The sequence below is a fragment of the Cyanobium sp. Cruz-8D1 genome (genome assembly GCF_024345975.1).
Classification (GTDB): domain Bacteria; phylum Cyanobacteriota; class Cyanobacteriia; order PCC-6307; family Cyanobiaceae; genus Cyanobium.
The window spans coordinates 1-12,939 of the sequence record NZ_JAGQCD010000062.1 but is presented as its reverse complement, the minus strand read 5'-3'; the positions used below and the strand labels follow the sequence as shown (position 1 = coordinate 12,939).

The 12,939-nt window shown below is 64.6% G+C and carries 15 protein-coding genes and 1 pseudogene; 10 read left to right on the top strand and 6 right to left on the bottom strand.

Translation table 11 applies throughout. The features are described 5' to 3' along the window. Window positions 1–121: 121 nt before the first annotated feature. From KBZ33_RS19760 to KBZ33_RS19750, 3 genes are all read right to left on the bottom strand, one after another. Window positions 122–844 (bottom strand): type I restriction endonuclease, encoded by a 723-nt coding sequence (locus KBZ33_RS19760; RefSeq protein ID WP_254955150.1) that lies wholly within the window; start codon window positions 842–844, stop codon window positions 122–124. A gap of 59 nt (window positions 845–903) precedes the next feature. Continuing rightward, a complete protein-coding gene (locus tag KBZ33_RS19755; protein WP_254955149.1) occupies window positions 904–1,095 on the bottom strand; it encodes a hypothetical protein in 192 nt (63 codons plus the stop codon). A gap of 74 nt (window positions 1,096–1,169) precedes the next feature. Further along, window positions 1,170–1,952, bottom strand: coding sequence for a M23 family metallopeptidase (locus tag KBZ33_RS19750; protein ID WP_254955148.1), 783 nt, complete (start codon window positions 1,950–1,952; stop codon window positions 1,170–1,172). A gap of 194 nt (window positions 1,953–2,146) precedes the next feature. Between KBZ33_RS19750 and KBZ33_RS19745 the strand changes: the two genes are divergently transcribed. The 6 genes from KBZ33_RS19745 (at window position 2,147) to KBZ33_RS19720 (ending at window position 5,593) form a co-directional block, all read left to right on the top strand. Then, the gene (locus KBZ33_RS19745) at window positions 2,147–2,407 is read left to right on the top strand and encodes a CopG family transcriptional regulator (protein WP_255011925.1); all 261 of its coding nucleotides are present in this window, start codon (window positions 2,147–2,149) and stop codon (window positions 2,405–2,407) included. Between the two features lie 22 nt (window positions 2,408–2,429). Beyond that, window positions 2,430–2,594 carry a hypothetical protein gene (locus KBZ33_RS19740; protein WP_254955146.1) on the top strand — a complete coding sequence of 55 codons (165 nt, stop codon included), beginning with the start codon at window positions 2,430–2,432 and terminating at the stop codon, window positions 2,592–2,594. A 7-nt stretch (window positions 2,595–2,601) separates the two neighbouring features. After that, the gene (gene pdxH / locus KBZ33_RS19735; protein WP_396108882.1) at window positions 2,602–3,252 is read left to right on the top strand and encodes a pyridoxamine 5'-phosphate oxidase; all 651 of its coding nucleotides are present in this window, start codon (window positions 2,602–2,604) and stop codon (window positions 3,250–3,252) included. Window positions 3,253–3,348: 96 nt separating this feature from the next. Further along, window positions 3,349–3,813, top strand: coding sequence for a DUF4079 domain-containing protein (locus KBZ33_RS19730; RefSeq protein WP_254955144.1), 465 nt, complete (start codon window positions 3,349–3,351; stop codon window positions 3,811–3,813). Between the two features lie 51 nt (window positions 3,814–3,864). Continuing rightward, window positions 3,865–4,986 (top strand): MBL fold metallo-hydrolase, encoded by a 1,122-nt coding sequence (locus tag KBZ33_RS19725; protein ID WP_254955143.1) that lies wholly within the window; start codon window positions 3,865–3,867, stop codon window positions 4,984–4,986. Between the two features lie 55 nt (window positions 4,987–5,041). Continuing rightward, a complete protein-coding gene (locus KBZ33_RS19720; RefSeq protein WP_254955142.1) occupies window positions 5,042–5,593 on the top strand; it encodes a rhodanese-like domain-containing protein in 552 nt (183 codons plus the stop codon). On the opposite strand, the gene KBZ33_RS19715 is transcribed toward KBZ33_RS19720, so the two are convergent. After that, the gene (locus tag KBZ33_RS19715) at window positions 5,579–6,250 is read right to left on the bottom strand and encodes a methyltransferase domain-containing protein (protein WP_254955141.1); all 672 of its coding nucleotides are present in this window, start codon (window positions 6,248–6,250) and stop codon (window positions 5,579–5,581) included. The two genes, KBZ33_RS19720 and KBZ33_RS19715, sit on opposite strands and share 15 nt — an antisense overlap. 475 nt (window positions 6,251–6,725) lie before the next feature. Between KBZ33_RS19715 and KBZ33_RS19710 the strand changes: the two genes are divergently transcribed. Beyond that, window positions 6,726–9,539 (top strand): pentapeptide repeat-containing protein, encoded by a 2,814-nt coding sequence (locus KBZ33_RS19710; RefSeq protein WP_254955151.1) that lies wholly within the window; start codon window positions 6,726–6,728, stop codon window positions 9,537–9,539. A gap of 14 nt (window positions 9,540–9,553) precedes the next feature. Next, window positions 9,554–10,921 (top strand): pentapeptide repeat-containing protein, encoded by a 1,368-nt coding sequence (locus KBZ33_RS19705; protein ID WP_254955140.1) that lies wholly within the window; start codon window positions 9,554–9,556, stop codon window positions 10,919–10,921. Between the two features lie 117 nt (window positions 10,922–11,038). Here KBZ33_RS19705 and KBZ33_RS19700 read toward each other — a convergent pair whose 3' ends face one another. Next, window positions 11,039–11,464 (bottom strand): helix-turn-helix domain-containing protein, encoded by a 426-nt coding sequence (locus tag KBZ33_RS19700; protein ID WP_254955139.1) that lies wholly within the window; start codon window positions 11,462–11,464, stop codon window positions 11,039–11,041. A gap of 44 nt (window positions 11,465–11,508) precedes the next feature. Here KBZ33_RS19700 and KBZ33_RS19695 point away from each other — a divergent pair, with 44 nt between their 5' ends. Further along, window positions 11,509–11,691, top strand: coding sequence for a hypothetical protein (locus KBZ33_RS19695; RefSeq protein WP_254955138.1), 183 nt, complete (start codon window positions 11,509–11,511; stop codon window positions 11,689–11,691). 99 nt (window positions 11,692–11,790) lie between these two features. Here the strand turns inward: KBZ33_RS19695 and KBZ33_RS19690 are convergent, their stop codons facing one another. Continuing rightward, complete coding sequence (locus KBZ33_RS19690) at window positions 11,791–12,273, bottom strand: DUF3122 domain-containing protein (RefSeq protein ID WP_254955137.1); 483 nt, start codon at window positions 12,271–12,273, stop codon at window positions 11,791–11,793. A 136-nt stretch (window positions 12,274–12,409) separates the two neighbouring features. Here KBZ33_RS19690 and KBZ33_RS19685 point away from each other — a divergent pair. Continuing rightward, window positions 12,410–12,811 (top strand): annotated as a pseudogene (locus KBZ33_RS19685) (cytochrome ubiquinol oxidase subunit I); the annotation flags it as partial. Between the last annotated feature and the right edge of the window lie 128 nt (window positions 12,812–12,939).

The following is a 12,939-nucleotide window of genomic DNA, read 5'->3' as shown; positions in this document are numbered from 1 at the left end:
CACTCTCAGAAATGCCGGCAGGTGGTGGATGCATCTCGGGCAGTCTCTGCCTGAGATCCAAGCTGTTTTCAGAGGTCTGTCAAGAGCGGAACTGCCCCGGAGCTTTCTCCCCCCTGAACAGTTACCCAGCAAGGAGCACCATGTAGCGGCTGATGGTGCGGCCGAGGTCGCACTTCTTCAGAAACTGCTCAGAGAACTCGTCAAGGTGGGTGATCTTCTGATTGCCTTCGTCAGCGAACTCATAGACGGGCAGGAAGCGCTCGTCGGCATTGAAGGCGAAGTGACGGGCGTTGTTGTTGGCGAAGTAGTAGGTGCGGTCGCGGTTGCTGACGATGAAGAGCTGCAGGAAGCAAAGCAGCGTCTTCGTGTAACCGTTGCCGGAATCGTTCTTGTATTCGACGATCTGCTCCATGGCCCTTCGCGGGTTGACGCCGAGGGTCTTCAACTCCACCTGCACAACGGGCACACCATTGATGAGCAGGATGACGTCGTAGCGATGGTGGCTGTAGTCTGTGTTGATGCGGAACTGCTTGATGACCTCGAAGTGGTTTTTGCACCAATCCTTCAGGTTCACCAACATGTAGTTCAGCGGCGTGCCGTCGTCGCGGCTGAAGGCATTGATGCTGCGAAGGGTCTTGGAGGCGATGAAGACATCGGGTGTGATGATCTCATCCAGCAGCCGGGCAAATTCGGCATCGGTGAGGTGGACGCGATTCAGCGCCTCAAATCTTTCACGAAAGTTCTTTTCGAGGCTGGCGCGGTTCGTGATGTCTGGGCGATAGTCGTACTTGAGGCTCTGCAGCTTGGCAATGAAGCTGGATTCAATGGCCTCCTCGCTTGCCACCAAAGATGGCAGGTCTGGGGGCCTATCACAGCTTTCGTTGGTCGAGGGCGTTGACATGCTCAATGGATGGATGGCGCGGAACGCTCGGTGAAGATCAGCGGCAGGGTGGAGTTTTTGTCTTTCGGCGTGTCCTTGGCTCCACGGATGGAGCAGGTGCCATCCCAGATCCAGAATTCGAAGGATTTGGCCTTGGGGGTGTCGGCCGATCCCAGGGCTTCGAGGAAGTCGTTGAGCTGATCCGGATCGGGCATCGAGGGATCAGGTTGGGCGGTCGCTGGGGGGAGTCTGCCTGCGGTGGGGCGGTTGTGGGGGGTCCGCCCAACGCTCAGGGCCGCAGGTCGCCAGCGATGGCGCCACCGGCGGGAGGCGCTGGCAGCAGGGGTGTGGGATCCACCGCCACCAGCCCCAGGGGCTGGCGTTGGCGCACCTCCAGGTGCAGGTGCGGCGTGCTGGCGTTGCCGCTCTGGCCCACCTCGCCAATGGGCTGTCCGGCCCCCACGCTGTCGCCCTCAGCCACCGAGGCCTGGCGCAGATGGGCATAGAGGCTCGACCAGCCACCGCCGTGATCGATCAGCACCGTGAGGCCGTAGCCGCTGATCGCATCCACCCGCTGCACCCGGCCGGCCTGCACCGCCAGCACGGCGGTTCCTTCCGGGGCGATCAGATCCACACCGGTGTGCAGGCGCCAGGCCCCGCGGGCCTGCGAAAACCGCCAGCCCCAGGGGTCCTGCTCCGAGGCCGCCACGGCGAGGGGATAGTGCAGCGGCGCCAGCGGCCCCGCCGCGGCCTCACCGGCCCCGGACGCCCGGGCCTGCAGGGCGAGGTCACCCACCGGCACCTCCCTGGGCAGCAGCGCCGGACGCTCGGGCCTGGTGGCGGCCGGCGTCGGGATGGGGGCGGGAGCGACCCGCTCGGGGGAAGGCGCGGGCGGGAGCAGCACGTTCGGCCAGGGCGGCGCTTCCGCCCCTGCCCCGGTGGCCGAATCGGGGATCGGCGGCTCCCCAGGGGCCCCTGGCCGATCGGTCCCCGCCGCAGCCGCGGTACCGCCGGGCAGCAGCAGGAGCAGCAGCAACAGCGCCGGAGCCCGCCGGAGGGAGTCAGGGGCCATCGAACGGGCGCGGGGCAAACGCGTTGTATCGCGTCTTCGGGGTGGAGCAAGACCGCAGGCGGGACGACCCATGGATCGGACTCAGCAACGGCGTCGTGGTCCTTGTGCTCGTCGTCCAGGGTTGTGGAGGACGCTGCGGATGGCGCCGAGTCGGGCATGGCCCGCCCGCCTCTTCGGGCTACGGTTGAATCCTGATGCGTGCCCATCCGATGCGCACCACCCTGCAGCTCGATCACGACGTGCTGGCGGCGGCCCGGGTGCTGGCCCGGCAGCGGCGCACCAGCCTGGGGGCCGTGATCAGCGCGCTGGCTCGCCAGGGGCTGGTGGCCCCGCCCCCAGGCACCGCCAGCAGCAGTCCAAGCCACCGCAACGGCTTGCCCCTGCTGCCCTGGCAGCCGCAGGGCGCGCCGGTGGACCTCGCGCTGGTCAACAGCCTGCGCGACGAGCTGACGTGAGCGCAGCCCTGCTGGATGGGCGGTGGTGGCGCGGCTGATGCGGGAGCTGATCCGCCATCCGCGCCACCACTTCTGGCCCGATGCCATCAGCCTGCTCACCGCACCAGAGGGCGAAGCTCCGCTGGTCGACACCACCCAGCTGCTGGAGGCGGGGCCGTGGCCGGCGGCAGCGCCGCCCTGCGCCTGATCCCCACCTGATGCCCCCAGAGCCCACCGATCCCGCCCAGCTACGTCGCGACTACCGCAACGCCTCCCTGCGGCGTGGGGATCTGGCCGACGATCCGGTGGCGCAGTTCCGCCGCTGGTTCGATCAGGCGGTGGCCGCCGGGCTGGAGGAGCCCAACGCCATGGTGCTGGGCACCAGCGATGGCCGCCGCCCCAGCGCCCGCACCGTGCTGCTCAAGGCCTTCGACGGGCGCGGCTTCGTGTTCTTCACCCACTACGACAGCCGCAAGGCCACCGAGATCGCCGCCCATCCGGAGGTGAGCCTGCTGTTTCCCTGGTACGGGCTGGAGCGGCAGGTGGCCATCCTGGGCCGGGCCGAGCGGATCAGCGCCGCCGAATCGCTGACCTACTTCCTCTCGCGCCCCGTCGGCAGCCGGCTGGGGGCCTGGGTGTCGCAGCAGAGCGCCGTGATCAGCTCCCGCTCGATCCTGGAGATGGAATGGGAGGCGATGAAGCGCCGCTTCGCCGATGGCGCGGTGCCGCTGCCGCCGTCCTGGGGCGGCCTGCGGGTGGTGCCGTTCGAATTCGAGTTCTGGCAGGGCCGCACCAACCGCCTCCACGATCGCTTCCGCTACCGGCCGGGCGAGCCGGCCTGGAGCATCGAGCGGCTGGCGCCCTGAGAGCCGATCACGGCGGCCGGCAATCTCCAGGTTGGCTGCGAAATCACCCCAGGAACCCCTGCCAAGAGTGGAGGGGATGCCCCTCGCCCTGGTGTAATGCCCTTCGCCCTCAACTTCGTCCACCCCGTCCTGATGTGGGGGCTGCTGGGCTTGATGCTCTATTCGGGCTACCTGGGCCTCAAGTCCAGCCAGATCCGCAAGGTGGGCCCGGAGGAGCGCAAGGCGATGCTGCCGCTGCGCTACGCCCAGCGCCATGGCCAGCTCGGGGTGGTGATCCTGGCTCTCACCCTGCTCGGCGCCGCCGGCGGAATGGGGGCCACATTCCTGAAGAACGGCAAGCTGATCCTGGGTCCGCACCTGTTCGTCGGCCTGGCCGTTGCCGTGCTCGTGGTGGCCACCGCCTCCCTGGGGCCCTCCCTGCAGAAGGGCAAGGACTGGGCCCGGGGCCTGCACATCGCGCTCAACGGCGGGGTGCTGCTGCTGTTCGGCTGGCAGGCGATCAGCGGCGTGGCCATCGTCCAGAAGCTGCTGACCTCGGCGGCGGTACCCGCACCGGCGTGACCATTGCACTTTTATGCGGCTATACTCATAACAGTTGATGCCTGAGCACCCATGGCTGTCGCGCCCGCGCCCTCCCTCTGCCTCGCCGCCGCCGCAGGGGGCAGCCCGCTGCTGTTCCGCCAGCTCTTCGACGTCGACACCGGCACCTTCACCTACCTGCTGGCCGATGTGGCCAGCCGCAAGGCCCTGCTGATCGATTCGGTCTTCGAGCAGCACGACCGCGACCTCTCCCTGATCCGCGAGCTGGGGGTCGAACTGGTGGCCTCGATCGACACCCATGCCCATGCCGACCATGTGACGGGCAGCTGGCTGATGCACGAGGCCACCGGCTGTGCCATCGGCCTGGCCGCCTGCGTCGGCGCCGAGAACGTCACCCGGCCCCTCAGCCACGGCAATCGGGTCCTCTTCGGCGGCCGCCACCTGGAGGTGCGCGCCACCCCCGGCCACACCGACGGCTGCCTCACCTTTGTCCTCGATGACCAGTCGATGGCCTTCACGGGGGATGCGCTGCTCGTGCGCGGCTGCGGCCGCTGCGACTTCCAGCAGGGCAACGCCCACACCCTCTGGAGCTCGATCACCGAGCAGATCCTGACCCTGCCGGATCACTGCCTGCTCTACCCCGGCCACGACTACACCGGCCGCCACGTCACTTCCGTCACCGAGGAAAAGGCCTTCAACGCCCGCCTCGGCGGCAACGCCACCGAGCGGGACTTCGTCGGCCACATGGAGAACATGCGCCTGCCCCATCCCCACCGGATCGCCCAGGCCCTTCCCGGCAACATGCGCTCCGGCAAGCCCCGTGAAGCCGTGGCGGCGCCGGCCTGGGCACCGATGGCCCGCAGCTATGCCGGACTGCCCGAACTCAGCCCGGCCTGGGTGGCCGCCCATCGCAGCGATGTCACCGTGCTCGATGTGCGCTCCGCCGAGGAGTTCAACGGTCCCGACGGGCGTGTGGTCGACAGCCTGCTGATCCCCCTGCCGGAGCTGGAGAGCCGCTCCGGAGAGATCCCCACAGGTCGCCCACTGGTGGTGGTCTGCCATTCGGGCAGCCGCTCGGCCCTGGCCACCCAGCAGCTGCTCAAGGCCGGCCGCCGGCAGGTCGCCAACCTTCGCGGCGGCCTGAGCCGCTGGGCCGCCGAGGGCTTCCCCCTGGGCGGCGTCGTCCAGGCCTGAAGCCCTGCCCGCTGATTCCATCCCATTCCCGCATCCGTCCCTGACCACCACGACCATGAAAAGCACGACCATGACCACCCCCAGCCGTCTGGGCGCCCACGACCTCGCCGACCAGCTGGCGGCCGGTGAGGTCACCGTCATCGATGTGCGCGAACCGATGGAGTTCGCCACCGGCCACATCGCCGGCAGCCTCAACGTCCCCCTTTCCCGCCTCACCCAGGCCGATCTGCCCCGCGGTCCCCTGGTGCTGGTCTGCCAGAGCGGCAACCGCAGCAACAAGGGCCTATCCCAACTGCTCCAGCAGGGCCATCCCCACCCGGTGACCGACCTGCTCGGGGGCGTGCCCGCCTGGCAGCAGGCCGGCTTCCCCGTCCGCAAGCTCAAGGGGGCGCCACTGCCGCTGATGCGCCAGGTGCAGATCGTCGCCGGCAGCCTGGTGCTGCTGGGCGTGATCCTGTCCCAGACCGTGGCGCCGGGTTGGATCTGGCTGAGCGGCTTTGTGGGGGCCGGGCTCACCTTCGCGGGCGTCTCCGGCTTCTGCGGCATGGCTCGCCTGCTGGCCGTCATGCCCTGGAACCGGGTGTCGATCGGATCAGGGCGGGGCTGATCCGCCGCCTCCGGGCGAAAACGGCCGGCGCCACAGGCCGATCCATTCGTCCTGGCGCTGGTCCACCGAACCGGTGGCCGGCTCCCACAGCTCGGCCACCAGCCCCGCCTGGCCCAGCTGGGCTGCCACCGCCTGCGGGTCGCTGCCCCAGGGCGGGCCACCCGGCTTGCGGTGGCACCAGAACAGCCCCAGCAGCCAGCCGCCCGGCGCCAGCAGCCGACAGACGGTGGCGATGTAGTCGTCGCGGCGGCCCGGATCGATGGCGCAGAAGCAGGTGTGCTCCACGATCCCGCTGAGGCTGCCGGGCGCCAGGCCCGCCGCCGCCAGGGCCTGCTGGTCAAACAGGTCGGCCTGCAGCCAGCGCAGACTGGGCCGCTCGGGGCCGTGCCGCGCCCGCGCTTCGGCCACAGCCTCGCCGCTGAAATCCAGGCCGACGGCGGCCATGAGGCCGCCCTGCTCGAGCAGGGCGGCCTCATGGCCGCGGCCGCAGCCCGGCACCAGCACCTGCCCCGGGGGCTGGGGGGCGAGCGGATGGTTGCGCAGGAACTGCTCCAGGGGCGGAGCCGCCCGGCCCAGTTCCCAGCCGTCGGCGCCCTGCCGGTAGCGCTGGTCCCAGTGGCCCGGCTCAGCGGTGGGTGCTGGCGTGGAGGGGTTCATGGCTCCAGCACGCAGCAGCCGACAGAGAAAGAGTTCATGAGCATGGAGGCAGTTCCGGTGTCAGGTGAGACCTGAAGCGTGGGCATGGGCATGGCTGTGAGCTCCAGGACTGTTGGGTCGCACCACAACCCTGGCGAACTCACACCCAATCGTCAGCGGAACAACCTGGTGGGACTACTCACCTGGCCGACAACGGCTTCCGGGGCATCGGGCCGTTTCTCGGCAAGACGCTGAGTGGATGTGGACGGGCTCTGGCTCATCACGAGTCGTGATCGGGTTGATGACCAGAAGTTGCTGCTGCTGCAGTACTGCAGCATTGAAGCTGCCGTTTCAATGCTGTCATTAATTCTGGCAAGAAGGACCTAAAAGCACATCTGGGCCTACTCCTCAACTCGGAACAGCCGAGCCAGATGGATGTTGCCTGCATTCCACGCCAAAAGCACACTGAAGGGAAGGTGCCACCACGCCGGTGAAGATGCGAACCGCCTATCGGGCCAGGCAGGCCTATCAGGGCTACTGGCGGCTTCTCACCTGCCCAGGGCGCTGGTCCCTGATCCTCCAGGCGGTTTTGTTGATCGCTCCGCTGCTCACGGTGCACACCCCTCTGCTCACGGAGGACACCCCGCTGCTCACGGAGCACGCTCGGTGGCTCATAGAGCAGAGCCTTGAATCACTGGGAGTGGTCGATGCCATCCAGCGCGAGCACCTGCGCGAGCTGACAGACCTGTTGAAGTTCCAGCTGATCTGGTGCGCATGGTGCGAGCAGCTGTACAGCCTGCGCAGAAGCTTTCAGCCCTCGCACACCATGAGCGGCTCACCGGCTCGGAGGCTGGTCCTCGATCTCTACGGGGGCTTCCTGTTCATGACGGTGCTGAGCCTGCTCACCTCCGTGAATCCCCTGCTGGGCGTTGGAGCCATGTTCCTGCTGTTCACAAGCGTCGAGGCCCTGGATGTGTCCCTGGAGAACCGTTCCACCCTGGGCGCTCTGGCCGGTGGCCTGGAGCGAAGTTTCCGCATGATCAGCGCCGAACCCTGGCGTTTCCTCGGGCGGCTGCTGCTTCCGGGACTGGTGCTCTACGCCAGCGGCGTGGTGGTCGTGGCCCTGCGGCAATGGGCCGAACAAGAGGGCAACGTCGCGCTGCGTTCACTCGGCTGGCTGCTCACCGGCACCGCGCTGCTGCTCTGGCTGGCGTTCTTCGCCCTCGCCCAGCTGAGAATCCAGATGCGGGCAATGGCGATCGATCTCGATGACGTTCCCGCCGGCGCGGGCCTTGCCGCCGGTTCAATCCAGACCCAGCCCGGGCATAGGCCCAGGCCCAGGATCCAGAAGCGGTTGCACCAACTGGTGACCGACTTCGAAGGCCTGTGCAACGCGATGGCTACCTTCATCGGAATCCTGATGACCCTCTGGACGGTGTTCCAGCTGGGTCGCAATGGCCTGTTCACGCTCCCTGCACTCGTGCTGGCCTTCCAGGCGGCGGTGGCTCTGGTCACCTCCACCGTCCAGGTCTTTCTCGATCTGCTGATGAAAGTTGGCTTCCTGTCCCTGGTGCTGGGGGCAGTCATCTTTGGCGTCGTGGTGGTGATCGGGATAGGTCGGCGACGGCTGCGATTCCTGCTAAAGGAGATGGCCAGGACCCTGCGATCCGGAATCGGCGGTTTTGGGGATTTCCTGGCCCAGGACCTCAGGCTCTCCAGTGCCACCCTGGGGATCGGGACCCTGCTCACGGCGTTGGGCACCGTTGCGATGCAGACCTATGCCCGGGTGCAGGAGGCTCAGCTGCAGCAGCGCCAGCAGGAACAGGCCCAGGAAGTTCGCCGACATGAGGAGCAGGCCGTGAGCCAGGAGCACAACACGCGCCTCGACGAAATGGAAAAGACGCTCAACGGGCGGCTGGCCCAGTACATGTTGAATAACAGCGAAAAAAACAAGCCAACTGACGACCAACGTGCCTTAATGGTATCGGAACTGCGGGATCTTTTGCAGCATTTACACCGTCATGATGGCGTGGCGGATGCCGATCGCAAGGGCAAGCTACTGCGTAATTTGTACGAGTCAGGCCTGCTTCTCAGTGATGAAGAGACGTGCATGACCGAACCTCCAGAATCCAAGCCTCCCACAACCGAAGCCAACAAGAATGCCATGGCCGAGGCCATAGCCAAAGCCAAGAAAAAGTCCGAAGAAGTCAAAGAAGTGCTGGCGCCGGACATATTGGACATGACGCAAAGAGATGCCGAAAAGACAATCGCGAAAACTGAATGCCTTCCGAGGATATTTCTTGACAGCATGAGCTTCGCTAACGCCAACCTGGAGAATGCTTATCTTAAAAAAGCTTTCTTACCCTATATCGATCTGAGCAATAGCAATCTTCGTGGCGCAAATCTTGAGGGCGCGAATCTGAGCCATGCAAAACTGGAAAACGCAGACCTCAGCGGCGCGAAACTGAACGGCACCATACTAAATGGGGCCAATGTGGTGGGCACCAACCTCACGGATGTGACCACTGATCCCCACACTCAGGTTGATGGCTTAGTGGCGTTCTTTGCTCACTTCTCGCCTGTGCTGAGAGAAGACGCCGATTGCACAAGCCGTCCAACAGCATGTCCGCCCTCGAGGGGCCTGGTGATCTCCTGGGAAAAGGTAGTAACGGGGAAGAAAAGAGATGACCTCCTCTCAGACGCCTGGTCCTTCTGCCCACTAGACCAGGAACCAGAGCAGGCCACGCGGAATTCCCCCCCCAAGGTTCAGGCGGGAGCAAAGTGCGAGAACCGGCGATTCATCGGAGGAGAGACCCTTGGGAACGGCACACGAAGTCATCCTCGCGAATACAGCAACCAAAACTGGTCAGGAGGTTTATTCAAAAACTCACACTTTGAGAGCCTCACCATCAAGAACGTGCAGCTTGTAGGGGCGCATCTAGAGGAAACTCAGTTCGTCAATGTGCGACTGCGAAATGTTACGTTTTGGGGGGCTGATCTCAAGCGCGCGGTCATCAGTGATAGCTCCTTGGAAAATGTCGACTTCACAGGTGCCGATCTGAGCGGGCTGCGATTCGAGCGGGTCCGGGCCAGGAACGTCCAGTTCCGTGGCGTTCTGCTGGACAAGCCGCTCAATCTGGGTGCCTTCAATGAGGCCCAGCTGCACCGGGTTGCACTGACCCGCGAAGAATTCGAGAAACGGATCCAGGATCAGCCGGCAACCTTTCTGCAGGATCTGATCGCTCCCGTCCTGTTTGCGCCGCTGCCGCTCAGACCCCTGCATCTTCTCTACTGGATGGTGACAGGATGAAGGGATTCCGAGGCGTGGGCCACATCGGTCTGCTGACACTGATCGGCACCCTGGCCATCTTCATCAATGCCAGCTCTGAGGAGCGACCGCTGGGGCGCCACAGCAACGCTCTGTTGCCGCTGCTTCGGGACAACCATCCCTATCTGCTCAAGGGTCTGGACCTGAATCCTGAGGGGATCGGCCTTGACCCCAGGCTGCTCCCGATCAGCCTGCAGGGGCAGGATCTCTCGGGCATGGATCTGCGGGAAGCCCGGTTCACGCCCAGTCGACTGGAGGGCATCGAGCTGCAGGGAGCCCATCTCGCCCGAGCCGACTTCAGCTGTGTCGCTCTCAAGGAGGTTGATTTCGCCGGTGCCGATCTGAGCGAGGCCCGCTTCGATTTCAGCGAGTGCAAAGAGTCGAAACCAACTGAAAAATGCCCGGAGATTGGTGCATCACAAGTGTCTCAATGCTCAATCATCCAGGTCAATCTAACGGGCGCGAACCTCTCGAGGTCACTGCTGCAAGGAAAGTCTCTGCTGCAAGAACAGGTTAACTCCGGAAGAGTTGAGCCCACAGAATCCACGCAGTTTTGTGACCGCTGGCTGGTGATCCAAGGAAACCTTGAGGGCGCCAATTTCTCTGACGCAACGCTCCGCTGCGTCGTGCTCATCAACGAGATGTCCGGGCCATCCTCGAAGCTCACTGGAGCGGTTCAGCACGCCGATAACGGGCCAACTCCGCCAGAGTATGCGGGCATCAAGTTCGTGAAAAGCACCCTGGAGAACGTGATTCTCCTTAGTGGCAATTTCATGTTCTCCGACTTCTGGGAGGCACGGATGGTGCGGATGTGGGTCAATCTGACTTCGGTAGATCTTCGGTTCACCTCTCTGGGAAAACTAAACTGCCCACCGAGCGGCTGCGAGTTGTGGAACTCACCCCAAAACAACAAGTTTCTTCGTGGCAATTTCGTGTTCTCCGACTTCTGGAAGGTCGGGATAGTGCGGATGTGGGTCAGTATGCCTTCAGTAGCTCTTCACTCCACCTTCCAGGCAAAAATTCTCTGCCCACCTAACGGGTGCGAGTTGTGGCTCCCCCCACTCCAAAACAGCCTTTCACGCCTTTCCCTCAATGTCAGGGGGAGCCACATCCGCACCGACATAAGGCCCAGAACCTCCGACGAGGAGCGGCCGGCTCTTCTCTGCGACGGAGAAACGAACAGAGAAGCAAAAGAAAAAACAAAATGGACGTTGAAATCGACCAGCGAGCCTGAAAAGAATGTGAATGTCTCTTGTGAACAAGAAACCATGACTCTGATGATTACTCCAGAGAAACCTGAAAGGAATCAAAACGCCCCTGCCACAGGGCAGGCCGCCATCAACAACGAAGACGGTCGGCGCTGAATTCTGTACCTGCGGACGAATCCCAATCACCTCGGGCTGGCGCCAGCAGTGGATCGATCGTGTCCGGCGCCGTGGTTGTCGCTGGCGCGCTGGCTTGTAGACAGGGGCCCTATGCCGTCACATCTCGTTGGCCTGCTCCTGGCTGAGGAAAGGGTGCCTCGGATCGTCCGGTCGGTCATCGAGCGGGCGGCAGTGGATCAGCGGCTGGCAACACTTCAGGCTGATCCAAGTCCGCAGGCAGGCCCGGCCAACAAGATCAGCGGAGATGTTGGGATCTTCGCGATGGGCCTCATCCCGTGCCAAGAGCCTCCGGCTCCAGAGATTGCAGCTGAGCAGGATCCGCTGGCGCTTCTCGTCCGTGAGGCGGTGACACAACGGGCGGCGCCTGCCCTGACGGCCATCCATTCCCTCCCCGTCACCTGGGAACTGACGCCGCCAACGCTGCAGGGTGGTGGGGCTCACACCCCGGGGGCCGGGGGGCCAGCGGATGGCTGCGCAGGAATCGCTCCAGCGGTGGAGCCGGCCGGCCCAGTTCCCAGCCATCGGCGCCCTGCCGGTAGCGCTGGTCCCAGTGGCCTGGCTCAGCGATGGGTGCCGGCGTGGAGGGTGACTTCCGCATCCGCCTGGATGCCGCCGCCTCCGAGCAGGAACGGGGCCTCGCCGATGCTGACGCCATCGCCTACATGCAGGAGCACATGAAGCTCTGCCCCATCTCCCGCAACCTGCCCGATGGGGTGCGCAAGCGCATCGACCTCACCTCCCTGGGCTGAATCCTTGAGCAAACCTTCGATCTGGTCGATCCGCGGCACGAACAGGGCCGCCGATCAAGCAGCTCAACGTTCCTAGGGCGATTGCCCGGAGAGTTCGGTTCAGGCCAGATCATGCAGGGTCAGGGTTTGCTCGGGGTTGAGATCGATGCGCAGCGGTCCGGCGCTGCTGGTCAGCGAGAGCTGTAGGGGAAGTGCGTCGCTGGGGCGAGGGGTGAGGGCGTCGAGGTCGAACTGGGCCGAACCGGCGGGAATGGGCGTGCCGTCGGGAGGCACGATTTCCTCGCTCCTGTTCACCAGGGTCCAGCGCTGACCCATGGTGTCGCTGACCTGCAGAGCGTCGGCGTGGTCCAGCTCGATGCCGGCCCCGAGTGCGTTGAGGCGCAGGCGCCAGCCGCTGTTGTACTCGGGAAAGGGTTGCTCGAAAACCGAGGCCTGGAAGCGGTGTCCGGCTTCATCGCTCAGCGGCCAGCTGTCGACTGCCGCAGCCGGGGCGACCAGCACTAGGGAGGCCAGCAGCACAGCCAGAAGGCCAGCCAGCCCCTGGCGCCAGCGACATCCGAACCACTCGAAACAGATCGTCATATTCATATTGTTTTAGCTTTTATGTCGATAACATCATAGCAAGATTCAGGGCCTTCCCCCTGTCCACTCCGCTCCTGGCCGTGGTCCATTTCCCTGCCCGGTCAGGTCTCGGCACTCCCTCACGCGCTGCCTGCTGATGCTTGCCACTCTCGATGTCGTGACCCTGTCACGGCTGCAGTTCGCTCTGACGGCGATCTTTCACATGCTCTGGCCCGTGCTCTCCACCGGCCTGGCGATCTATCTGGTGGTGCTGGAGGCCATCTGGCTGCGCACACGCAACCCCCTCTACTACCGGCAGGCCCGCTTCTGGGCGAAGCTCTACGTTCTCAATTTCGGCATCGGCGTGGCCTCAGGTCTGCCGATGGAGTTCCAGTTCGGCACCAACTGGGCGCCACTGTCGGAGTTCGCCGGCGACTTTTTCGGGTCGGTGCTGGGCTTCGAGGGGGCGATGGCCTTCATGCTCGAGGCTGGTTTCCTCGGGATCATGTTGTTCGGCTGGCAGAAAGTGCCGCCGGTGATCCACTTCCCCTCCACCGTGACAGGGCTGATTCAAAGTTTCAGCATGGGTTCGGTTCTGGCTGGCGCATCGCCATCTCCAGCAGCGTCGTGATGTCATGCATCACCGCCTGTAGGCCGGCTCGGATCGACTGAAATCCGGCGAGGCGC